General features: G+C 39.3%; 26 protein-coding genes and 1 tRNA gene. 19 read left to right on the forward strand and 8 right to left on the reverse strand.

Going from position 1 to position 20,623, the window contains the following annotated elements; genetic code table 11:
* Positions 1-82 precede the first annotated feature (82 nt).
* The 5 genes from B7703_RS07255 (at position 83) to B7703_RS07275 (ending at position 4,738) form a co-directional block, all read left to right on the forward strand.
* Positions 83-1,249 (forward strand): AI-2E family transporter, encoded by a 1,167-nt coding sequence (locus B7703_RS07255; protein WP_084924222.1) that lies wholly within the window; start codon positions 83-85, stop codon positions 1,247-1,249.
* Positions 1,239-2,468 carry a tetratricopeptide repeat protein gene (locus B7703_RS07260; RefSeq protein ID WP_192851972.1) on the forward strand — a complete coding sequence of 410 codons (1,230 nt, stop codon included), beginning with the start codon at positions 1,239-1,241 and terminating at the stop codon, positions 2,466-2,468. The genes B7703_RS07255 and B7703_RS07260 overlap by 11 nt, the downstream gene beginning before the upstream one ends.
* Before the next feature lie 140 nt (positions 2,469-2,608).
* Positions 2,609-3,250 carry an amino acid ABC transporter permease gene (locus tag B7703_RS07265; RefSeq protein ID WP_049487112.1) on the forward strand — a complete coding sequence of 214 codons (642 nt, stop codon included), beginning with the start codon at positions 2,609-2,611 and terminating at the stop codon, positions 3,248-3,250.
* Between the two features lie 9 nt (positions 3,251-3,259).
* Entirely contained in the window at positions 3,260-3,889 is a 630-nt protein-coding gene (locus tag B7703_RS07270; RefSeq protein WP_084924224.1) for an amino acid ABC transporter ATP-binding protein, read from the forward strand.
* Between the two features lie 9 nt (positions 3,890-3,898).
* Positions 3,899-4,738 carry an amino acid ABC transporter substrate-binding protein gene (locus B7703_RS07275; protein WP_084924226.1) on the forward strand — a complete coding sequence of 280 codons (840 nt, stop codon included), beginning with the start codon at positions 3,899-3,901 and terminating at the stop codon, positions 4,736-4,738.
* A 61-nt stretch (positions 4,739-4,799) separates the two neighbouring features.
* Here B7703_RS07275 and lysS read toward each other — a convergent pair whose 3' ends face one another.
* The 5 genes from lysS to B7703_RS07300 form a co-directional block, all read right to left on the reverse strand.
* A complete protein-coding gene (gene lysS, locus B7703_RS07280) occupies positions 4,800-6,290 on the reverse strand; it encodes a lysine--tRNA ligase (protein WP_000102450.1) in 1,491 nt (496 codons plus the stop codon).
* A gap of 137 nt (positions 6,291-6,427) precedes the next feature.
* Positions 6,428-7,045: a histidine phosphatase family protein gene (locus tag B7703_RS07285; protein ID WP_084924227.1), complete on the reverse strand. Its 618-nt coding sequence runs from the start codon at positions 7,043-7,045 to the stop codon at positions 6,428-6,430.
* A complete protein-coding gene (locus B7703_RS07290; RefSeq protein WP_084924229.1) occupies positions 7,045-7,527 on the reverse strand; it encodes an aminoacyl-tRNA deacylase in 483 nt (160 codons plus the stop codon). The genes B7703_RS07285 and B7703_RS07290 overlap by 1 nt, the downstream gene beginning before the upstream one ends.
* A complete protein-coding gene (locus B7703_RS07295) occupies positions 7,527-8,369 on the reverse strand; it encodes a DUF368 domain-containing protein (RefSeq protein ID WP_084924230.1) in 843 nt (280 codons plus the stop codon). The genes B7703_RS07290 and B7703_RS07295 overlap by 1 nt, the downstream gene beginning before the upstream one ends.
* Before the next feature lie 94 nt (positions 8,370-8,463).
* Complete coding sequence (locus tag B7703_RS07300; RefSeq protein ID WP_084924232.1) at positions 8,464-9,264, reverse strand: glycoside hydrolase family 25 protein; 801 nt, start codon at positions 9,262-9,264, stop codon at positions 8,464-8,466.
* Positions 9,265-9,418: 154 nt separating this feature from the next.
* Here B7703_RS07300 and glmU point away from each other — a divergent pair, with 154 nt between their 5' ends.
* The 7 genes from glmU (at position 9,419) to B7703_RS07335 (ending at position 15,414) form a co-directional block, all read left to right on the forward strand.
* Positions 9,419-10,798, forward strand: a complete 1,380-nt coding sequence (glmU, locus tag B7703_RS07305; RefSeq protein WP_084924233.1) for a bifunctional UDP-N-acetylglucosamine diphosphorylase/glucosamine-1-phosphate N-acetyltransferase GlmU — start codon at positions 9,419-9,421, stop codon at positions 10,796-10,798.
* A 9-nt stretch (positions 10,799-10,807) separates the two neighbouring features.
* Positions 10,808-11,353, forward strand: coding sequence for an NUDIX hydrolase (locus B7703_RS07310; protein ID WP_084924235.1), 546 nt, complete (start codon positions 10,808-10,810; stop codon positions 11,351-11,353).
* An 11-nt stretch (positions 11,354-11,364) separates the two neighbouring features.
* Positions 11,365-11,676 (forward strand): cell wall synthase accessory phosphoprotein MacP, encoded by a 312-nt coding sequence (gene macP / locus B7703_RS07315; RefSeq protein WP_000517861.1) that lies wholly within the window; start codon positions 11,365-11,367, stop codon positions 11,674-11,676.
* Between the two features lie 16 nt (positions 11,677-11,692).
* Entirely contained in the window at positions 11,693-12,385 is a 693-nt protein-coding gene (locus B7703_RS07320) for a 5'-methylthioadenosine/adenosylhomocysteine nucleosidase (protein WP_084924236.1), read from the forward strand.
* A gap of 76 nt (positions 12,386-12,461) precedes the next feature.
* Positions 12,462-12,953: a chromosome segregation protein RocS gene (rocS, locus tag B7703_RS07325; protein WP_000021242.1), complete on the forward strand. Its 492-nt coding sequence runs from the start codon at positions 12,462-12,464 to the stop codon at positions 12,951-12,953.
* Between the two features lie 98 nt (positions 12,954-13,051).
* Entirely contained in the window at positions 13,052-13,642 is a 591-nt protein-coding gene (locus B7703_RS07330) for a 3'-5' exonuclease (RefSeq protein ID WP_084924238.1), read from the forward strand.
* An 8-nt stretch (positions 13,643-13,650) separates the two neighbouring features.
* Positions 13,651-15,414 carry a glycerophosphoryl diester phosphodiesterase membrane domain-containing protein gene (locus tag B7703_RS07335; RefSeq protein ID WP_142358202.1) on the forward strand — a complete coding sequence of 588 codons (1,764 nt, stop codon included), beginning with the start codon at positions 13,651-13,653 and terminating at the stop codon, positions 15,412-15,414.
* 72 nt (positions 15,415-15,486) lie between these two features.
* Here the strand turns inward: B7703_RS07335 and B7703_RS07340 are convergent, their stop codons facing one another.
* The 3 genes from B7703_RS07340 to B7703_RS07350 form a co-directional block, all read right to left on the reverse strand.
* Positions 15,487-15,786 carry a YbaB/EbfC family nucleoid-associated protein gene (locus B7703_RS07340; RefSeq protein ID WP_060628076.1) on the reverse strand — a complete coding sequence of 100 codons (300 nt, stop codon included), beginning with the start codon at positions 15,784-15,786 and terminating at the stop codon, positions 15,487-15,489.
* A 194-nt stretch (positions 15,787-15,980) separates the two neighbouring features.
* Positions 15,981-16,223 carry a type B 50S ribosomal protein L31 gene (locus tag B7703_RS07345; RefSeq protein ID WP_000710764.1) on the reverse strand — a complete coding sequence of 81 codons (243 nt, stop codon included), beginning with the start codon at positions 16,221-16,223 and terminating at the stop codon, positions 15,981-15,983.
* Positions 16,224-16,318: 95 nt separating this feature from the next.
* Complete coding sequence (locus B7703_RS07350) at positions 16,319-17,254, reverse strand: DHH family phosphoesterase (protein WP_084924239.1); 936 nt, start codon at positions 17,252-17,254, stop codon at positions 16,319-16,321.
* A gap of 103 nt (positions 17,255-17,357) precedes the next feature.
* Here B7703_RS07350 and B7703_RS07355 point away from each other — a divergent pair, with 103 nt between their 5' ends.
* From B7703_RS07355 to B7703_RS07385, 7 genes are all read left to right on the forward strand, one after another.
* Positions 17,358-17,801: a flavodoxin gene (locus B7703_RS07355; RefSeq protein ID WP_084924241.1), complete on the forward strand. Its 444-nt coding sequence runs from the start codon at positions 17,358-17,360 to the stop codon at positions 17,799-17,801.
* A gap of 115 nt (positions 17,802-17,916) precedes the next feature.
* Positions 17,917-18,183 (forward strand): chorismate mutase, encoded by a 267-nt coding sequence (locus B7703_RS07360; RefSeq protein WP_084924243.1) that lies wholly within the window; start codon positions 17,917-17,919, stop codon positions 18,181-18,183.
* Positions 18,180-18,554, forward strand: coding sequence for a fluoride efflux transporter CrcB (gene crcB, locus B7703_RS07365; protein WP_084924244.1), 375 nt, complete (start codon positions 18,180-18,182; stop codon positions 18,552-18,554). Before B7703_RS07360 ends, crcB (B7703_RS07365) begins: the two co-directional genes overlap by 4 nt.
* Entirely contained in the window at positions 18,548-18,877 is a 330-nt protein-coding gene (crcB, locus tag B7703_RS07370; RefSeq protein WP_004256635.1) for a fluoride efflux transporter CrcB, read from the forward strand. Before crcB (B7703_RS07365) ends, crcB (B7703_RS07370) begins: the two co-directional genes overlap by 7 nt.
* Before the next feature lie 118 nt (positions 18,878-18,995).
* Positions 18,996-19,343 (forward strand): 50S ribosomal protein L19, encoded by a 348-nt coding sequence (gene rplS, locus B7703_RS07375; protein WP_001068669.1) that lies wholly within the window; start codon positions 18,996-18,998, stop codon positions 19,341-19,343.
* 42 nt (positions 19,344-19,385) lie between these two features.
* Positions 19,386-19,457 (forward strand) — tRNA-Arg (locus B7703_RS07380).
* A gap of 229 nt (positions 19,458-19,686) precedes the next feature.
* Complete coding sequence (locus B7703_RS07385) at positions 19,687-20,598, forward strand: TPM domain-containing protein (RefSeq protein ID WP_084924246.1); 912 nt, start codon at positions 19,687-19,689, stop codon at positions 20,596-20,598.
* Positions 20,599-20,623: the final 25 nt, after the last annotated feature.

The following is a 20,623-nucleotide window of genomic DNA, read 5'->3' on the forward strand; positions in this document are numbered from 1 at the left end:
CTGTCTCCATGTAAGCACTTTAAAAAAGAGTTATTTTGATTTAAAAATGGTATAATGAGAGAACAATAGAAAGGAAGTATTTATGGAGCAAAAAGAGAAACATTTTAGCCTATCTTGGTTTTTCAAGTGGTTTTTGGATAACAAGGCAATAACTGTATTTTTGGTAACCTTATTATTGGGACTGAATCTTTTTATTTTAAGTAAGATTAGTTTCTTATTTTCACCTTTTTTAGACTTTTTGGCAGTCGTGATGTTGCCAGTCATTCTATCTGGTTTACTATATTATTTATTGAATCCTATAGTTGATTGGATGGAGAAACACAAAATCAATCGTGTTATAGCGATTAGTATTGTCTTTGTCATCATCGCTCTCTTTATCATTTGGGGCTTGGCAGTAGCCATTCCAAATCTGCAACGTCAGGTTTTAAGTTTTGCAAGGAATGTTCCAGTCTACCTTGAAGATGCTGATCGAGTTATTGATGATTTGGTCACCAAGCGTTTACCAGATGATTTCAGACCTCAGTTAGAACAAGTTTTGACAAACTTCTCAAGTCAGGCTACAGTTTGGGCAAGTAAGGTTTCATCTCAGGCAGTCAACTGGGTGAGTGCATTTATTAGCGGGGCTTCTCAAGTGATTGTTGCCTTGATTATCGTTCCGTTCATGCTCTTTTATCTCTTACGTGATGGGAAAGGCCTGCGTCACTATTTGACCCAATTCATGCCAACGAAATTGAAAGAACCTGTTGGACAGGTTTTGTCAGATGTGAACCAGCAGTTGTCCAATTATGTTAGAGGGCAAGTAACAGTGGCTATTATTGTAGCGGTAATGTTTATGATTTTCTTCAAGATTATTGGTCTACGCTATGCAGTTACGTTGGGGGTTACTGCTGGTATTTTAAATCTGGTTCCTTATTTAGGCAGCTTCTTAGCCATGCTTCCTGCCCTAGTATTGGGCTTGATTGCTGGGCCAGTCATGCTTTTGAAAGTAGTAATTGTCTTTATCGTAGAACAAACTATTGAAGGTCGTTTTGTCTCTCCATTGATTTTGGGAAGTCAATTAAACATCCATCCCATTAATGTTCTCTTTGTTTTGTTAACTTCAGGATCCATGTTTGGTATCTGGGGAGTCTTGCTCGGTATTCCAGTTTATGCCTCTGCTAAGGTTGTCATTTCAGCGATTTTTGAATGGTATAAGGTAGTCAGTGGCCTATATGAACTAGAAGGAGAGGAAGCTAAGAGTGAACAATAGTCAACAGATGTTACAGGCTTTGGAGGAGCAAGATTTAACCAAGGCTGAGCACTATTTCGTCAAAGCTTTAGAAAATGATCCAAGTGACCTTCTGTATGAGTTAGCCACTTATTTAGAAGGGATTGGTTTTTATCCTCAGGCCAAGGAAATTTACCTGAAAATTGTAGAGGATTTTCCAGAGGTTAATCTTAATCTAGCGGCTATTGCTAGCGAGGATGGTCAAATTGAAGAAGCCTTTGCCTATCTTGAAGAAATCCAAGCTGACAGTGACTGGTATGTGTCGGCTTTGGCTCTGAAGGCAGACATTTACCAGATGGAAGGTTTGACAGATGTGGCGCGTGAGAAATTGTTAGAAGCATTGACTTACTCAGAAGATCCTCTCTTGATATTGGGATTAGCAGAGTTGGATAGTGAGTTGGAAAATTACCAAGAAGCTATTCAAGGCTATGCCCAGTTAGATAATCGTACTATTTATGAGCAAACGGGCATTTCTACCTATCAACGAATTGGCTTTGCCTATGCCCAGTTGGGGAAATTTGAAACAGCTACAGAGTTTTTAGAAAAAGCCCTGGAGTTAGAATACGATGACCTAACAGCTTTTGAGTTGGCCAGTCTTTACTTTGATCAAGAAGAATATCAAAAAGCTGTTCTATACTTTAAGCAACTTGATACCATTTCACCTGATTTTGAAGGCTATGAGTATGGTTACAGTCAGGCCTTACATAAGGAACATCAAGTTCAAGAAGCCCTGCGTATCGCTAAGCAAGGCTTAGAGAAAAATCCCTTTGAAACTCGCCTCTTGCTAGCTGCTTCACAATTTTCTTATGAATTGCATGATGCTAGTGGAGCAGAGAACTACCTCCTTACTGCTAAAGAAGATGCTGAGGATACGGAAGAAATCTTACTCCGTCTAGCAACTATTTATCTGGAGCAGGAGCGTTATGAAGATATTCTAGACTTGCAAAGTGAGGAGCCAGAAAATCTTTTGACCAAGTGGATGATTGCTCGTTCCTATCAAGAAATGGACGATTTGGATACTGCCTACGAGCATTACCAAGAATTAGTAGGAGATTTGAAGGACAATCCAGAGTTTCTGGAACACTATATCTATCTCTTGCGTGAATTGGGCTACTTTGAGGAAGCAAAAGTCAATGCTCAAACTTACTTAAAACTAGTTCCAGATGATGTGCAAATGCAAGAACTATTTGAGAGATTGTAAGAATATATTTTTAAAAACTGTATCTAATCATTTTTGATAGATATAGTTTTTCTTTTTTAAAAAGAATTTTTTTACAAAAATTCTTGGTTATTTTGTTTATTTATGCTATAATAGGAACAATTATTTTTAGGAGGTGCAGTATGTCTTATTTGTTTGAGATATTACCGAGTTTATTGAGCGGTGCAAGCATGACTTTGCAGGTTTTTGCACTGGTCTTGATTTTTTCTATTCCTTTGGGCGTTTTGATTGCCTTTGCCTTGCAAGTCCATTGGAAGCCCCTCCATCATCTGATTAATATTTATATTTGGATTATGCGGGGAACACCCTTGCTCTTGCAATTGATTTTTATTTATTATGTGCTTCCAAGTATTGGGATTCGTTTGGACCGTCTTCCTGCGGCTATCATTGCTTTTGTTCTCAATTATGCGGCTTACTTTGCTGAAATCTTCCGTGGAGGGATTGATACCATTCCTAAAGGTCAATATGAGGCTGCTAAGGTCTTGAAGTTCAGTCCTTTTGACACAGTGCGTTATATCATCTTGCCCCAAGTGACCAAGATTGTTCTTCCCAGTGTCTTTAACGAAGTTATGAGTTTGGTCAAGGATACCTCTCTGGTCTATGCTCTAGGCATTTCAGACCTTATCTTGGCGAGTCGAACAGCTGCCAACCGTGACGCTAGCCTGGTTCCCATGTTCTTGGCAGGAGCCATTTACTTGATTTTGATTGGGATTGTGACCATTCTTGCCAAAAAAGTTGAGAAGAAGTACAGTTACTATAGATAGGAGGCTGCCATGTTAGAATTACGAAATATCAATAAAGACTTTGGTGAAAAGCAAATTTTGTCCAATTTCAGTCTAAAAATTCCTGAAAAACAAATCTTGGCTATCGTTGGGCCTTCTGGTGGAGGTAAGACAACCCTCTTGCGTATGCTTGCGGGTCTTGAAACCATTGATTCAGGGCAAATCTTTTACAATGGAGAACCTTTGGAACTGGATGAACTGGAGAAGCGCAATCTACTGGGATTTGTCTTCCAAGATTTTCAACTGTTCCCTCATCTATCAGTTCTAGACAATTTGACCTTATCGCCTGTGAAAACCATGGGGATGAAGCAGGAAGAGGCTGAGAAGAAGGCGCGAGGGCTTTTGGAACAGTTGGGGCTAGCAGGACATGCAGATGCTTATCCCTTCTCACTATCTGGTGGGCAAAAGCAGCGTGTGGCCTTGGCGCGTGCTATGATGATTGACCCAGAAATCATTGGTTACGATGAACCAACTTCGGCCCTAGATCCAGAATTGCGCTTGGAAGTGGAAAAACTGATCTTGCAAAATAGGGAACTTGGTATGACGCAAATTGTGGTTACCCACGATTTACAATTCGCTGAAAATATCGCAGATCAGATTCTCAAGGTTGAACCCAAGTAGGAGGTGCCAATGACTAATAAGAAAATTGCTTTAGTATTGGTTTCTCTCCTGACTCTCTTTTTAACGGCTTGTACTCAGAAGGCTAGTGATCCAAAGCAGGATAACTGGGATAAGTATCAAGAGCAGGGGACTATTACTATTGGTTTTGACAATACCTTTGTACCCATGGGATTTGAAGAAAAGAATGGCCAATATACAGGCTTTGATATTGATTTGGCGCAAGCAGTTTCTGAAAAATTAGGTGTCAAGGTGCAATTTCAACCAATCGACTGGGATATGAAGGAGACGGAGCTACAAAATGGAACCATAGATGCCATCTGGAATGGCTATTCTGCCACTGATGAACGCCGAGAGAAGGTTGCCTTTAGCATTCCTTATATGGAAAATCAGCAAGTTCTGGTTGCGAAGAAAAACCAGCAGATCCATTCAGTAGAGGATATGAAGGATAAGACCTTGGGAGCCCAAGCAGGATCCTCTGGTTATCTAGACTTTGAAGCGCAGCCAGATTTATTGAAAAATCGTGTTAAAGACCAGAAAGCCAATCAATATCAGAGTTTCAATGAAGCCTTGATTGATTTGAAGAATGATCGAATTGATGCCTTGTTGATTGACCGAGTGTATGCTAATTACTATCTTCAGTCTGAGGGGATATTAAATGACTACAATGTCTTTTCGGCTGGATTTGAAAGTGAATCCTTTGCAGTCGGAGTTAGACCAGCTGATAAAAGATTATTAACAGCATTAAACCAGGCCTTTATCGAACTATACCAAGAAGGGAAGTTCCAGGAAATCAGCCAAAATTGGTTTGGAGAAGATGTAGCAACCAAAGAAGTGAAAAGTAGAGATTGAGTTTTTACTCAGTCTCTTTTTGTATCGAAAAATCCTCTGGCAAGTACCAGAGGATAAGAGGTTATTTCATTGTTGGGAAGAGTAATACATCACGTATAGTAGTTGTATCAGTGAGTAGCATGCAGAGACGATCGATACCGATTCCCAAACCACCTGTTGGAGGCATACCGTATTCAAGGGCTTCAATGTAGTCGTAGTCGATGCCTGTCGCTTCATCGTCACCAAGTTCTTTAGCTTTAGCTTGGGCTTCAAAACGGCTAAGTTGGTCGATTGGATCGTTGAGCTCAGTAAAGGCATTACCGTACTCCTTAGTCATGATGAAGAGTTCAAAACGGTCAGTAAAGCGTTGGTCTTCAGGATTCTTCTTAGCAAGTGGAGATACAGCTACTGGATGTCCATAGACAAAGGTTGGTTGGATTAAGGTTTCTTCAACAAACTCTTCAAAGAAGGCATTGATGATGTGACCAACCTCAGTGTAGTGTTTCTCAACTGGAACTTTCTTCTCAGCAGCGATAGCTTTGGCTTCCTCGAAAGTCATGTCTTGCCAGAAATCGACACCAGTAATTTCTTTGATAGCATCCACCATGTGAACACGTTTAAATGGTTCATTGATTTTGATTTCAGTACCTTGATAGTTAACTGGGCCATCGCCTTTGACTGATTTAGCAGCATGTTGGATAATGCCTTCCGTCAAGTCCATGATGTCTTGGAAGTCTGCATAAGCTTGGTAAACTTCGATAGAAGTGAACTCAGGGTTATGAGTAGCATCCATTCCTTCATTACGGAAAATACGGCCAATTTCATAGACACGTTCCATACCACCAACGATAAGGCGTTTCAAGTGAAGTTCAGTCGCGATACGAAGCACCATGTCAATGTTTTGGGCATTGTGGTGTGTGATAAATGGACGGGCAGCAGCACCACCGGCTTCATTATGAAGAACAGGTGTTTCCACTTCAAGGAAACCTTTTTGGTCAAGGTAACGACGGATTTCAGAAATGATTTTTGAACGAGTGACAAAGCGCTCAAAGCTTTCCCGGTTAGAAATCAAGTCAAGGTAACGTTTACGGTAAATTGTTTCAACGTCTGTCAAACCGTGGAATTTCTCTGGTAGAGGACGGAGAGCCTTGGATAAGTGTGTGATGTGGGTTGCTTTGATAGAGAGTTCTCCCATATCTGTACGCATGACTTCACCTTCGACACCAAGGAAGTCACCAAGGTCTGCTTTTTTGAAGATTTCATAGTTTTCTTCACCGACAGCATCCTTACGAACGTAGATCTGGATTTGACCTTCGCGGTCTTGAAGGTGGGCAAAACCTACTTTACCTTTACCACGTTTGGTTACCAAGCGTCCTGCGATAGTAGCTGTTTCATTTTTATCGTGTAATTGTTCTTTATCGAGGTCGGCATATTTATCTTTTAATTCTTGTGAATTTGCAGTACGTTCAAAACGTTTTCCGAAAGGATCGATTCCTTGTTCACGGAGTGCAGCCATTTTTTCACGGCGAACGATCTGCTGGTCATTTAGTTCTTCCATATGTTCTGTTGACATGGGATCCTCCTAGTTTTACTCAAAATTGAATACGATGAGTCATTTTTTGCGATACTCCCATTTTATCATAAATAACCAAGAAATTCACGAATAATCTTTCAAAACTAAAAAGAACTTGACGCTACAATCAAGTTCTGTTATTGATAGGAAGTATCATTCCAAGTATTGAGAGTAAATGTTTCAAAATCATGGGTTTCTAGAATGGTCAGGCTGGCATTTGCTAGACCTCCATCTTTACGAAGAAGTGGTTCTTTATATCCTAGAAGAGTACGAAGACTGGCAGTAAGATTGGCGCCGTGTCCGACAATTAGAATACGCTCAGCTGGACTATCTTTTAATGATTTGATAAATTGGATGGTCCGTTGCGTGGTGCTATAGAGGGACTCTGCTCCAAACATTTGAGTGTCAAATTGAGCAAGGTTAGATCGGAAAGCTTTGATTTGTTGCGGGTAAATAGATTCCAAGGTTGCAATTTTCAAACCTTCCAACTTCCCCAGCTGCCATTCACGGAGATTAGGAACACTTTCTAAAGGACATGGGATCTGGAGTTGACTTTGGATAATTTCAGCAGATCTGACCGCTCGAGGTAAATCACTTGAATAAATCTGATCAAAAGGAATATCCTTGAGATACTGGCCTAGTCGTTTTAGGGTTTCAATGGATTCAGGAAGAAGGGGAGAATCACCACTAGCACCTTGAAAGCGTCCTTCTTGGTTCCAGACTGTACGACCGTGGCGGACAAAGTAGAGTTTCATTACTTTCTGTCCTCCAAGATATCTGCAAAGTCGGCCTTTACAAAGCTGGCCAAGTCTTGTGGCGCGACGATAATGCTGTGACCAACTTCTCCAGCAGAGACAATCATTTGATCCAAGTCTAGGGCGATTTTATCGATAAAAATGGGGTAATTGTGTTTCTGACGAATTCCGACAGGATTATTGGCTCCATGAATATAACCTGTTGTTTTTTCTAAGTCCTTTTGTGGAATCATGCTCACTTTTTTATTGCCAGAAATTTTAGCTAGTTTCTTTTCAGACAAGTGTTGAGTGATAGGGATAATTCCAATAATCGGTCCTGTCTTGTCTCCCAAAAGAGCCAAGGTTTTGAAAATCTGATCTCGTTCATAACCTTGAGGAAGCTCTCCTTCTAGGGCATTGATTTGAATCCCCTGATGTGGGATACCTGCTTTAGACAGGATTTGTTCCACCAATGTTTTTTTGATTTTAACCTTTTTTGCCATTATTTATACTTATCCTCCAATTGGCTCATCCAAATACCAAGCCAGATTCCCAGTGCAAAGAAGAAGGCGATGATAACATACCCAACAAGTGAAAGACCTGTATATTGGATACTTTCAGCGTTTCCTGCATTTGGAATTAAGATCAAAAGGGTACTTGATAGGACGATACCGATGATGAAATGATAGACGCGTGAGTGGTAGTTGTTTAAGGCATAATCCATCAATTTTGAAAAAATAATGAGAGTTGCGCCTGCTCCGATTCCAATCGGGAAGAAGGTTCCCAAGAGGTCAAAGGTTTTAAAACCAGTCAACATAGGAGCATAAAGACCCAAAATCAAAAGTAGGTTTGATGGGCTGAGGCCAGGAACTAATACGCCAAGAGCCAGCAGTGCACCAGCTAGGACGAAATTAAGAAAGCTGGCACTTAAGGTTCCAACTACAAAATTTAAGGCATAGAGACCTAGTCCAGAAATGATAAAGGTTGCCCAGAACCAAGCTAAATCAATCTTGTCTCGGTCAGATTCTCGAGTTGATTCTTTTAGAAGGCTAGGAACTGTACCAATGATGGCACCCGCAAAGCTCCATAAGACAAAGACCTGATAATTTTCAAGCAGGTATTCAATCGGGTAGGAAAATAAGCCGATTCCCAGAAGCATACCGAAGGCAACTGGAATAAAGTACAAAACATTTTCTTTAAAGACCTTAAAGGGATGGGCCAGAAAACCAATCATTCGTTCATAAATTCCTAAGATTGCTGCTAGAACCCCTCCGGAAATTCCCGGTAAGATAAATCCAAGAGCAATGACAATCCCTTTAATAACACGTGCTAACCATGAGAGCATATTGTTCCTCCAACTATTTCTATTTCAAAAAATCCTTACTATATTGTATCACAATCAAACACAAAAAGAAAAAGCAAATGATAAACAAATGCTTTTAAGGTTTTAAAAAGATTTTTCTAAAGGTTTCTTCTTTGTTTTTGAAGGAAGAGATGACGTTTATATCCAAATCGTGGTCAAAGCCAGCAATTTTTCCTTTAGATGTGTATTGGTGAATGTCGTAATCTAAATCAGTCTTAGGAGTAGCCTCGTAAAATCCTGAGTCAGAACCATATGAAGGAATCCAAACAGACGTAAACTTGTCTGTATCAATACTGTGTTCTTCCATGAAGTAGACCCCAACGTAGATGCCGATATTTTTAGCACCAAGTGATTCTAGTTTTGCTCGAAAGGCTTCAACACCTTCGTTCATATTGGACATGGTTTTGTCTTCCACATCTAGCCAATAGTAGCTAGGGCTGTATGGAGATGAAGCGTTATAAAAAACTTCAGCAGCCTTTTCCATTTCTTGGACACTTTTTCCAGCTACAAAGGCATAGACACCAACTGGGACATTTCGTTTTTGAAACTCGGTAATATGGGTTTTAAAGGCCTTATCTACGCCATTAACAAAGGAAGCATCGTTTTCTTTTAAAGACTGAGCGCCACTATGTACACGAACGATAGCTCCAGAAATGTTTTGGGACAGAGTATCGTAATTTATTTCCTCAGGACGTTGCCAACCAGAAACATCAATTACCGGTTTATCTATATTGTGTAGCGCTTGCGTTTCTACTTGCGCGATATTTGACTTTGTTTTTACAGGATGGTCCTCAAAACGAGGGCGATTCAGGATTAAAATGAAAATCAAAATCCCAAAAAAACCAAATAAAATAATCGGATTAATTTTCTTTCTCATATCTCATAATTTTACCTTAAAAATGAAAAAAAATCAAAAAAAATACTCAAAAAATGGGTTAAGAAAGGACTTTAGAGTATTTTTTCATTCAAGAGCGCGGAATGATTTGAAATATGGTATAATAAAAGGGAATTTCTAGAGAAAAGAGAAGATTATGTCAAATTATGCCATTATTTTAGCAGCGGGTAAAGGAACTCGCATGAAATCTGATTTGCCAAAAGTTTTGCACAAGGTTGCGGGTATTTCTATGCTGGAACATGTTTTCCGTAGTGTGGGAGCTATCCAACCTGAAAAGACAGTCACAGTTGTAGGACATAAGGCGGAATTGGTTGAGGAAGTCTTGGCTGGACAGACAGAAGTTGTGACTCAATCTGAACAGTTGGGTACTGGACATGCAGTTATGATGACAGAGCCTATCTTAGAAGGTTTGTCAGGTCACACCTTGGTTATTGCAGGAGATACTCCTTTAATCACTGGTGAAAGCTTGAAAAACTTGATTAATTTCCACATCAATCATAAAAATGTAGCGACTATCTTGACTGCTGAAACAGATAATCCTTTCGGCTATGGACGAATTGTTCGTAATGACAATGCTGAAGTTCTTCGCATCGTTGAGCAGAAGGATGCCACAGATTTTGAGAAACAAATCAAGGAAATTAATACCGGAACTTACGTCTTTGATAATGAGCGTTTATTTGAGGCTTTGAAAAATATCAATACCAATAACGCTCAAGGCGAATACTATATTACAGATGTCATTGGCATTTTCCGTGAAGCTGGTGAAAAAGTTGGCGCTTATACTTTGAAAGATTTTGATGAAAGTCTTGGGGTAAATGACCGTGTAGCTCTTGCGACAGCTGAGTCAGTCATGCGTCGTCGCATCAATCAGCAGCACATGGTCAATGGCGTTAGCTTTGTTAATCCAGAAGCAACTTATATCGATATTGATGTTGAGATTGCTCCGGAAGTTCAAATCGAAGCCAATGTTACCTTGAAAGGGCATACGAAAATTGGTGCTGAGACTGTTTTGACAAATGGAACGTATGTAGTGGACAGCACTATCGGAGCAGGAGCTGTCATTACCAATTCTATGATTGAGGAAAGCAGTGTTGCAGACGGTGTAACAGTCGGTCCTTACGCCCACATTCGTCCAGGTTCATCTCTAGGTGCACAAGTTCATATTGGTAACTTTGTTGAGGTGAAAGGTTCTTCTATCGGTGAGAATACCAAGGCTGGTCATTTGACTTATATCGGAAACTGTGAAGTGGGTAGTAACGTTAATTTTGGTGCAGGAACCATTACAGTCAACTATGACGGCAAAAACAAATACAAGACAGTCATTGGAAACAATGTCTTTGTGGGTTCAAATTCAACCATTATTGCGCCAGTAGAACTTGGTGACAATTCTCTCGTTGGTGCTGGTTCAACTATTACTAAAGACGTGCCGGCGGATGCTATTGCTATTGGTCGCGGTCGTCAGGTTAATAAAGACGAATATGCAACACGCCTTCCTCATCATCCTAAGAATCAGTAGGAGCCTATCATGGAATTTGAAGAAAAAACGCTAAGCCGAAAAGAGATCTATCAAGGACCAATATTTAAACTGGTCCAAGATCAGGTTGAATTACCAGAAGGAAAGGGAACTGCCCAACGGGATTTGATTTTCCACAATGGAGCTGTCTGTGTTTTAGCTGTAACGGATGAGCAAAAACTCATCTTGGTCAAGCAGTACCGCAAAGCCATCGAGGCTGTCTCTTACGAAATTCCAGCCGGAAAGTTGGAAGTAGGAGAAAATACAGACCCTGTCACAGCAGCCCTTCGTGAATTAGAGGAAGAAACAGCCTATACAGGGAAATTAGAACTCTTGTACGATTTTTACTCAGCCATTGGCTTTTGTAATGAAAAGTTAAAATTATACTTAGCAAGCGATTTGACGAAAGTGGAAAATCCGCGTCCGCAGGATGAGGATGAAACCTTAGAAGTCCTTGAAGTGAGCTTAGAAGAAGCCAAGGAATTAATCCAATCAGGTCATATCTGTGATGCCAAGACAATTATGGCTGTTCAGTATTGGGAATTGCATAAAAGATAGAGGAGGTCAGTATGGGTAAACCTTTATTAACGGATGAAATGATTGAAAGAGCTAATAGAGGCGAAAAGATTTCAGGTCCCCCTTTGCTAGATGATGAGGAGACAAAAATTTTACCAACCTCTTCTTCCCGTTTTGGTTATGCCAATCCTAAGGATCATGGTTTTAGCCAGGAAACCTTGAAGATTCAGGTCGAACCGTCTATTCATAAAAGCCGTCGCATTGAAAATACCAAGAGAAATGTCTTCAATTCTAAACTGAATAAAATCTTATTTGCAGTCATCTTTCTCTTAATTTTGCTTGTCTTAGCAATGAAACTGTTGTAATAGAAAAGGAATTGAAATGAAAATAGGAATTATTGCGGCTATGCCAGAAGAACTGGCGTATCTGGTCCAGCATTTAGACAATGCCCAGGAGCAAGTTGTTTTAGGCAATACCTATCACACAGGAACTATTGCCTCTCATGAAGTCGTTCTTGTAGAAAGTGGAATTGGTAAGGTGATGTCTGCTATGAGTGTGGCGATTTTGGCTGATCATTTCCAAGTTGATGCTTTGATTAACACGGGATCTGCTGGAGCAGTAGCAGAGGGTATTGCTGTTGGAGATGTCGTGATTGCTGACAAATTAGCCTATCATGATGTGGATGTCACAGCTTTTGGCTATGCTTATGGACAAATGGCGCAACAACCGCTTTATTTCGAGTCAGATAAAACCTTTGTTGCCAAAATCCAAGAGAGTTTATCTCAATTGGACCAGAACTGGCATCTTGGTTTGATTGCTACAGGAGATAGTTTTGTTGCAGGAAATGACAAGATAGAAGCGATTAAGTCCCATTTCCCAGAAGTTTTGGCCGTGGAGATGGAGGGGACAGCTATTGCTCAGGCAGCGCATGCTCTTAATCTTCCAGTCTTAGTCATCCGAGCTATGAGTGATAATGCCAACCATGAAGCAAACATCTCTTTTGATGAGTTTATTATCGAAGCTGGACGTCGCTCTGCCCAAGTCTTGTTAGCCTTTTTGAAGGCTTTAGATTAAGCGGAAATTTGACAGTTTATCTAGCTTATGATAAGATTTAAATAAAGAAAAGCTAGAAAACGTTTCAGAGGATATTATGAGTATTGAAATGACCGTCAGTGAGATTGCAGAGGTTTTAGGATTATCTCGTCAAGCAATCAATAACCGTGTCAAAGAATTACCAGAAGAAGACACAGATAAAAATGACAAAGGGGTAACAGTCGTTACCAGAAGTGGCTTGATTAAGCTAGAAGAAATCTATAAAAAAACGATTTTTGAAGATGAGCCTGTCAGTGAAGATGTCAAGCAACGTGAACTGATGGAGATTCTGGTTGATGAGAAGAATGCAGAAATTCTTCGTCTTTATGAACAATTAAAAGCCAAGGATCGTCAGTTGTCAGAAAAAGACGAGCAGATGCGTATCAAGGACCGTCAGATTGCTGAGAAAGACAAACAACTCGATCAGCAGCAACAATTGACCCTTCAAGCAATGAAGGATCAAGAAAATCTTAAGCTAGAGCTGGACCAAGCAAAAGAAGAAGTCCAATCAACTAAGAAAGGCTTTTTTGCTCGTTTATTTGGAGGATAATCAAGGAGCTGTTTAGGTTAAATGCTAACCTGATGGCTTCTTTTGTTTCTAAATAGTATAGTTGCTCAAGTAAAATAACAGTATAGGAGAGGTAGAAAATGGAACGATTAGAAGATTACATTGCTTTCGATTTAGAATTTAATCAGCACGAAGGACAAACACACTTGATCCAAGTATCGGCAGTGCGTTTTAGAGATGGTCGGGAAATCGATGCCTATGATTCCTATGTTCATACCAGTGTGCCTCTAAAAAGTTTTATCAATGGTTTGACTGGGATTACAGCCGAGACCTTAAAAGATGCTCCTCCAGTGGAGGAAGTCATAAAAGATTTCCAAGAGTTTGTGGGTTCTTTACCCATGGTTGGATACAATGCTGCTAAAAGTGATTTGCCTATTTTAGCGGATCATGGTTTAGACTACAGCCTGCAGTACAAGGTGGATCTGTATGATGAAGCTTTTGAACGTCGGAGTTCGGATTTACACGGTATTGCCAATCTCAAATTGCAAACCGTTGCCTCGTTTCTTGGATTTCAAGGTCAGTCTCATAATAGCTTAGAGGATGCTCGTATGACAGCGCGTGTTTACGAGTCCTTTCTAGAGTCAGACCAAGCTAGAGAATTGTTAGAGACAGAAAGTAGTCTTTCAAACAATCCTTTTGGAGGCTTGGATTTGTCTCAATTATTTGACTAGGAGTGCCTATGAAACCTGAAAAACCTAAAAATCTAGGTTTTAAGCAGATATACTTTAATCTAGATAAAATACTTTTTCTATTTTTCTTGACTTTTATGATGATTGAGTTTGTCTGGTTACCGTCAAATTCTTGGATTGCTGGACTTTTGCTCCGTCAGACAGGTTATCTCTTTCTATCTTACAACAATATTTTTGCCATTATAAAAGGTTCTCCCTTTGTTAGTCTTGCTTTATTTATTCTGGTAATCGTTAATTTACTGATCGCCTATTACCAGATAGGACTTCTCTTTATCGGAGCCCGGCACCTACTCTATCATGAAAAGAGAACTTTGCTGGAGTACAGTCGTAAGGTCTTTCATCAAAGTTTCTTGTTTATGAAGCAAGTGACGCTTTCCAAGATAGCCTTTATCTTCTTTTATGTCATGATGCTCTTTCCATTGATTCGAAAGATTTTAAAGATTTACTACCTCAATAAAATTGTCATTCCAGACTTTATTGTTGATTATGTAGAAGACAAGTATTGGCTAGTAGGTATAGTGGTTACTATTCTGGCTTTACTGCTATTTTACATTTCAGTGCGTTTCATGTTTGCTCTACCTCAGCTTTTATTTGAGAAAAAAACAGTCAAAGAAGCGGTCAGATATAGTCTAGAGAAGACAAGAAAGCACTCCTGGTTTTATATTTGGAACTTGCTTTGGATTATCGTCAAAACCTACCTATTTTTCATTCTTTTATTGATTCCAATATTAGCAAGTCAGGTGCTGATGGATGGTTTGACCCATAAGGAATCTCTTGTGCTGGGAATTATCAACTTTGTCTTGATTAAGAATTTCCACTATATGGCCTTGACTTACTTTCTCATTAAATTTGTTTCCTTCTTAACAGGAGAAGAATTAGAAATTACACCAAGGAGAAAGAAAGACCACTGGATGAGATGGGGAGTGATGGGATGTGCAGCTATCTTTTTCGCTCTTGAGGGTTATGTTTATTTAGAAGCTCCAGTTGCCAATAAACCTTTAATCATTTCTCACAGGGGAGTATCTAATAAGAATGGTGTGCAAAATACAGTCCAATCACTAGAAAAAACCGCTCAGTTATCTCCAGATTTCGTTGAGACAGATGTTCAGGAAACAAAAGATGGCCAGTTTGTCATGATGCATGATGCCAATATCAAGAATCTGACAGGAGTCAATGCCAATCCTCAGGATCTCACTTTGGAAGAATTAACCAAACTTGATATTTCAGAAAATGGCTATCATAGCAAGGTGTCTAGTTTTGATGACTATCTCAATAAAGCCAATGAATTGCATCAAAAACTCCTTATTGAAATTAAAACCAGTCGAAAAGATAGTCCAGATATGATGAAACGCTTTATGGAAAAATATGGAACTGTTCTTAAGCAGAATGGTCACCAAATGCAATCCTTGGACTACCATGTGATTGACCAGGTTTTAGTCTACGATACTCAAATTCCAGTCTTTTTAATCCTACCTTATAATAGTATTTTTCCAAGAACCAAGGCTACAGGTTACACCATGGAGTATTCAACTTTAGATGAAAATTTTGTCAACAAGCTTTGGAATACCGATCAGAAATTGTACGTGTGGACCATCAATAGTTCAGAGTCCTTTGATAAATCTGTTCATTTGGGTGCAGACGGCATGATAACGGATGACTTGGAAATGATTCAAGATCAGGTTACCATTGCCCAAGAAGACCCAGAGTATACGGATTTACTGTTTAAACAGGCAATGGAATTCTTTAATTTTTAGTAAGCAAAAAGAGGAACAGTTGTTCCTCCCATGATAGGCAAGTATTCTATTGAATGCTTGTTTTTCTTATGCTTAGAATGGCAATTTTCCAGCGAAAGCACCAAATTTTTTCTTGGTAGTTTCATCGATTTGTTCAAGAGCAGAGTTGATGGCTTGAACAGTCATATCAGAAAGAGTTTCAAGATCTTCAGGGTCAACGACAGCTGGATTGAAGTCAATGCTGACAACTTTTTTGTCACCAGTTAAGGTCGCTTGAACAAGTTCTTGAGCAGATTTGCCAACAAATTGCATAGCAGCAAGTTCTGCTTGACTTTGTTCCATCTGTTTTTGAAGTTTTTGTGCTTGGCGCATCATGTTTTGCATGTTCATCATGGTGATTTATAGTTTCCTTTTACAATTATTTTCTTCCCTATTTTATCAATTTTAGGGTTAAAAGTCTATTGTTAGTATAAATCCCCTAACATTAAATTACCGAAGAGATTTTCGAAGAGTACGAGTCTGGAACATGAAAACAGCAGTTAATTTCAAGAAAGAAAAAAGAACAGCCGAAACTGTTCTTTTTATCATTATTTGAGACCGTATTTTTTGTTGAAACGATCCACGCGTCCATCTGCTTGAGTGAACTTTTGACGTCCAGTGTAGAATGGGTGTGAGTCTGATGAAATTTCCACACGGATCAATGGGTAAGTTTCGCCTTCGAACTCAACTGTTTCGTTAGAGCGTTTTGTTGAACCGCTAAGGAATTGGTAACCAGTAGTTGTGTCCATGAAGACAACTGGGCGATATTCTGGATGGATATCTTTTTTCATTTTGCAATATTTCCTTTCTGCCATGGTCTCTTTGCGAGCCATAGATTGTTACCTTACTAGTCTATCAGATTCTGAAAAGTTTGGCAAGTATTTTATCAGTTTTTAAGCAAGTTTTTTAACTTTTGGTAGATGATTTCGTTTTCTTCTAAACTATAGGAATTAGCTCCGCTTGCTAGAGGGTGGCCTCCACCATCATGTTCTTTGGCAATTTCATTGATAGGATGGATTTTACTGCGTAAGCGAACTCGGTAGTGGCCATCAGCCTGCTCCACAAAAATTCCCCAGAGACTAACACTGTCAATGCGTCCAGGTGCGCCTACAATGGCTGCAGTTTCCGCATCGGTGACATTGAATCGTTTTAAGATTTCCTGACTCAGAATCACGCGAGCTGCGCCATTTTCATCCACTTCCAGATGATCGTAGATATAGCCTTGAAGTTTAGCAATTTTGTAACTCATAGTGTCCATTTTGCGAGTGAGAGCCGCAAAGTCAAAGTTATGTTCTCTCAGAGAGGCAGCCAGACGGAGGGTCCGTGCAGTGGTAGAAGGGTAGAGGAAGCGACCTGTATCACCAATAATACCTGCAAAGAGCAATTCAGCAGCGCGATCTGACAAGGCCAGTTGGGTTGTTTGGGCAAATAGGGTAATCATCTCACTAGCGCTACTTGAACTAGTATCTACCCAAGACAGGTCACCGTATACATCATCATTTGGATGGTGGTCAATCTTAATGAGAAAATCACCTTGACTATAGCGCTTATCATCGATACGAGCAGTATTGGCCGTATCACAGACGATGACAAGGGCGCCTTGGTAGACACTATCTTCAATAAGATCCATCTCAGCCATCCAAGTTAGAGTTGGTTCATCAAAACCAACTGCTTTGATAGTTTTTTCTGGGAAATGATGTTTGAGAAGAGCTTTCAAACCCACCTGACTTCCCAAGGCATCAGGGTCTGGTTTCATATGACGGTGAATGATAATCGTGTCGTATTCTTTAATTTTTTCTAAAATTTGATGGCAAATTTCCATAAATAACCTCAATTCTTTCTCATTTCATTGTAGCACAAGAATTTTTATTTTTAAAATGAAAAAGATGTGATATAATGGAGAAAGATAAATTGAGGAGGACGATATGGCATTAGCAAAAATTGTATTTGCCAGTATGACCGGTAATACCGAAGAAATTGCAGATATTGTAGCAGACAAATTACGTGACTTGGGCTTGGATGTTGATGTTGATGAATGTACAACTGTTGACGCTTCAGACTTCTTGGAAGCAGACATCGCTATCGTTGCGACCTATACTTATGGTGATGGTGAATTGCCAGATGAGATGATGGACTTCTACGAAGACCTAGCAGATCTCAACTTGAATGGTAAAATTTACGGAGTGGTCGGCTCAGGAGATACCTTCTACGATGAATTCTGTAAGGCTGTCGATGACTTTGACCGCGTTTTTATAGCGACAGGGGCAGAAAAAGGTTCAGAGTGTGTCAAAGTTGATCTCTCTGCTGAGGAAGAAGACATTGAACGCTTGGAACAATTCGCAGAAGAATTGGCTGCTAAAGTAGGATAATTATAAAAGTGCGCTGATACAATCAATCAGTGCATTTTTCTTATCGTGAGTTGGGATTTTACTAGCCTATTTGATGGCTTTTTGATACAATAATTCAAATAAAGGAGGAGACTGTATGGATTTAGATATTATTCGTCAAGAAATTGATCAAATCGACGACCAAATTGTCAAACTGCTAGAAGAAAGAATGCATTTAGTTGAAGGGGTTGTTGCTTATAAGAAGGCTTCAGGGAAACCGATTTTAGATACCAAGAGAGAAGCAGTTATTTTTGAAAAGATCAGAAATCGTGTAGAGGACAAGCGCTATCAGGAGACTATTGTCGAAACATTTTCGGACATACTCAAACGTTCGCGTGATTATCAGGATCAAAATATCAAATGAAAAAAGAACAATTTTATTCGCTAGGGATTTTTCTTGCTGCTATGTTGGGCGGACTTGTCCGCTACCTAATTTCCACTTGGTTACCAGCCAGTCCTGACTTTCCTTTGGGAACCCTTCTTGTCAACTATCTAGGCATTTTCTGCTTGGTTTATCTTGTCAAGGGCTATCTGGTCTATAAAGGAACCAGTAAAGGTGTTATTTTAGCTCTGGGTACAGGTTTTTGTGGTGGTTTGACAACCTTTTCTAGTCTAATGCTTGATGCTGTAAAATTACTGGATACAGGGCGTTATCTTAGTTTGATCATGTATTTGCTTTTTAGCATCGGTGGAGGACTGCTTTTAGCTTACTATTTAGGGAGGAAGAAATGGTAATCGTCTATCTTGCAATTGCTTGTGGTTTCGGAGCTTTAGTGCGCTATTTCTTTTCCCGCTATAATCAAGCATCTAAATTGCCACTCGGAACCCTAATAGCCAATCTTTTGGGTTGTTTTTTGATTGGCTTATTCTACAATCATGTGGAGTCTAAAGAAGTTTATGCTATTCTAGCGACGGGTTTTTGTGGAGGTTTAACAACCTTCTCTACCTTGAATGACGAACTGCAAAGACTGTTAAGTGATAAGAAGGTATTTTATAGCTACCTAGCCTTAACCTACCTAGGTGGTTTAGTTGCGATTTTTTTAGGAATTCTGCTATAAATTTCTTTACTTTTTTGTGGAAATTTGGTAAACTGTATCTTGTGTGTAATGGACGCACAAAAATACAGTTTATCCGCTGAGGAAGGTTCCTCAAGATTGACAAAGATAGGAGAATAAAATGAATCCATTAATCCAAAGCTTGACTGAAGGTCAACTTCGTACAGATATCCCATCATTCCGTCCTGGTGACACTGTTCGTGTACACGCGAAAGTTGTCGAAGGTAACCGTGAACGTATCCAGATTTTTGAAGGTGTTGTTATCGCACGTAAAGGTGCTGGCATCTCAGAAAACTACACAGTTCGTAAAATCTCTAACGGTGTAGGTGTTGAGCGTATCTTCCCAATCCACACTCCACGTGTTGAAAAAATCGAAGTTGTTCGTTACGGTAAAGTACGTCGTGCGAAATTGTACTACTTGCGTGCTCTTCAAGGTAAAGCAGCTCGTATCAAAGAAATCCGTCGTTAATTCGACTAAAAAACTCTGCTTCTTCAGCAGAGTTTTTATCTAGCTCCCTTAGTTCAATGGATATAACAACTCCCTCCTAAGGAGTAGTTGCAGGTTCGATTCCTGCAGGGGGCAGTAAATCAATCAAAAAGCACTGAATGGTCAGTGTTTTTTCTTGTCCAAAAATGAAAACCATTTCAGATGAAAACGGAGGTGTGGTATAATAGTAGAAAGTATATATACTTTTCTAATCGGGTTTCTATCGTTCTAATAGGATAGAATTAAGTATTACAATCTAAGCTTTGGAGAAGGATTATTATTACTTGTTCTTTTTAATACTCACTTTAAGAAAGATTCTATTTTTATGATAAAAAAATTTGCTTTAATACTAATTTCTTTTTTTACAATCCTGTTATTTTTCATTGGACCAACTCACGCAGATCTAGTGATACCAGATAGGCCTTCTAATGGTATTTATGATCCAAACCATTATTTATCAGAGGTTGTTTCAGATAAAATAATAGAATTAAAAGGTAAATCGGATACTCAAATTGGTATTTATATTGTTGAGAGTTTGAATAGTGAATCTATAGAAAAGTCAGCCAATACGATTGCCAGATCTTGGAAAATTGGCTATTCGGATTCAAATAAGGGTGCATTATTATTGATTGCTATAAAAGATAGAAAGTTTCGTATTGAGACTTCTAATAACCTAGCTACTATATTGACTGATACAAAAGCTAGGGAAATCTTAGATGCCTCTCGTGATAAGATGCGAGCCAAAGACTATGATGGAGCTGTGATTGATATAATCCAAAACATATCCAATCAAGATTATGACTTAGCTGATGCACCTGTAGTAGAGAGAAATTATTTTTATGAAGTCCCTAAAGCTATATGGGAACTAGTAGTAGAAATTCTTGATCATTTCGGTGTAATTTTTATGATTTCTTTTGTGGTACTTTTTCTTACAGAAGGTAGGGTTTCGGGTAGGAAACGGAGATCTAATAAATTCTATTATGGTAAGGATAAATTATACCCTGATGATAAAGATTTTATAAATGATGGTTCTTGGTCACAAAAAGCATTAACAGCTTACCATATTAAAAATTCAGATGAGTATCATAATGAGAGTAGTAGTGATTCCTCATCGCCTTGGTCGAGTGATGATTGGTCGAGTGATGATTGGTCAGGTGGTGGTTTTGATGCTGGTGGATCATCAAGTGATTGGTCAGGTGGTGGTTTTGATGCTGGTGGATCATCAAGTGATTGGTAATTTAGCTTATTTCATAGTGAGTTAC

Source organism: Streptococcus mitis, assembly GCF_002096735.1.
Taxonomy (GTDB): domain Bacteria; phylum Bacillota; class Bacilli; order Lactobacillales; family Streptococcaceae; genus Streptococcus; species Streptococcus mitis_CZ.

Bases quoted from the DNA above. Each gene is read 5' to 3' on its own strand.
- crcB (WP_004256635.1), top strand. From the start codon at position 18,548: ATGGTAATCGTCTATCTTGCAATTGCTTGTGGTTTCGGAGCTTTAGTG.
- glmU (WP_084924233.1), top strand. From the start codon at position 9,419: ATGTCAAATTATGCCATTATTTTAGCAGCGGGTAAAGGAACTCGCATG.
- B7703_RS07255 (WP_084924222.1), top strand. From the start codon at position 83: ATGGAGCAAAAAGAGAAACATTTTAGCCTATCTTGGTTTTTCAAGTGG.
- B7703_RS07320 (WP_084924236.1), top strand. From the start codon at position 11,693: ATGAAAATAGGAATTATTGCGGCTATGCCAGAAGAACTGGCGTATCTG.
- B7703_RS07295 (WP_084924230.1), bottom strand. From the start codon at position 8,369: ATGCTCTCATGGTTAGCACGTGTTATTAAAGGGATTGTCATTGCTCTT.
- B7703_RS07300 (WP_084924232.1), bottom strand. From the start codon at position 9,264: ATGAGAAAGAAAATTAATCCGATTATTTTATTTGGTTTTTTTGGGATT.
- lysS (WP_000102450.1), bottom strand. From the start codon at position 6,290: ATGTCAACAGAACATATGGAAGAACTAAATGACCAGCAGATCGTTCGC.
- B7703_RS07270 (WP_084924224.1), top strand. From the start codon at position 3,260: ATGTTAGAATTACGAAATATCAATAAAGACTTTGGTGAAAAGCAAATT.
- crcB (WP_084924244.1), top strand. From the start codon at position 18,180: ATGAAAAAAGAACAATTTTATTCGCTAGGGATTTTTCTTGCTGCTATG.
- B7703_RS07335 (WP_142358202.1), top strand. From the start codon at position 13,651: ATGAAACCTGAAAAACCTAAAAATCTAGGTTTTAAGCAGATATACTTT.
- B7703_RS07340 (WP_060628076.1), bottom strand. From the start codon at position 15,786: ATGATGAACATGCAAAACATGATGCGCCAAGCACAAAAACTTCAAAAA.
- B7703_RS07360 (WP_084924243.1), top strand. From the start codon at position 17,917: ATGGATTTAGATATTATTCGTCAAGAAATTGATCAAATCGACGACCAA.
- B7703_RS07355 (WP_084924241.1), top strand. From the start codon at position 17,358: ATGGCATTAGCAAAAATTGTATTTGCCAGTATGACCGGTAATACCGAA.
- B7703_RS07385 (WP_084924246.1), top strand. From the start codon at position 19,687: ATGATAAAAAAATTTGCTTTAATACTAATTTCTTTTTTTACAATCCTG.
- B7703_RS07330 (WP_084924238.1), top strand. From the start codon at position 13,052: ATGGAACGATTAGAAGATTACATTGCTTTCGATTTAGAATTTAATCAG.
- B7703_RS07310 (WP_084924235.1), top strand. From the start codon at position 10,808: ATGGAATTTGAAGAAAAAACGCTAAGCCGAAAAGAGATCTATCAAGGA.
- B7703_RS07345 (WP_000710764.1), bottom strand. From the start codon at position 16,223: ATGAAAAAAGATATCCATCCAGAATATCGCCCAGTTGTCTTCATGGAC.
- B7703_RS07290 (WP_084924229.1), bottom strand. From the start codon at position 7,527: ATGGCAAAAAAGGTTAAAATCAAAAAAACATTGGTGGAACAAATCCTG.
- B7703_RS07265 (WP_049487112.1), top strand. From the start codon at position 2,609: ATGTCTTATTTGTTTGAGATATTACCGAGTTTATTGAGCGGTGCAAGC.
- macP (WP_000517861.1), top strand. From the start codon at position 11,365: ATGGGTAAACCTTTATTAACGGATGAAATGATTGAAAGAGCTAATAGA.
- rplS (WP_001068669.1), top strand. From the start codon at position 18,996: ATGAATCCATTAATCCAAAGCTTGACTGAAGGTCAACTTCGTACAGAT.
- B7703_RS07275 (WP_084924226.1), top strand. From the start codon at position 3,899: ATGACTAATAAGAAAATTGCTTTAGTATTGGTTTCTCTCCTGACTCTC.
- B7703_RS07350 (WP_084924239.1), bottom strand. From the start codon at position 17,254: ATGGAAATTTGCCATCAAATTTTAGAAAAAATTAAAGAATACGACACG.
- rocS (WP_000021242.1), top strand. From the start codon at position 12,462: ATGAGTATTGAAATGACCGTCAGTGAGATTGCAGAGGTTTTAGGATTA.
- B7703_RS07285 (WP_084924227.1), bottom strand. From the start codon at position 7,045: ATGAAACTCTACTTTGTCCGCCACGGTCGTACAGTCTGGAACCAAGAA.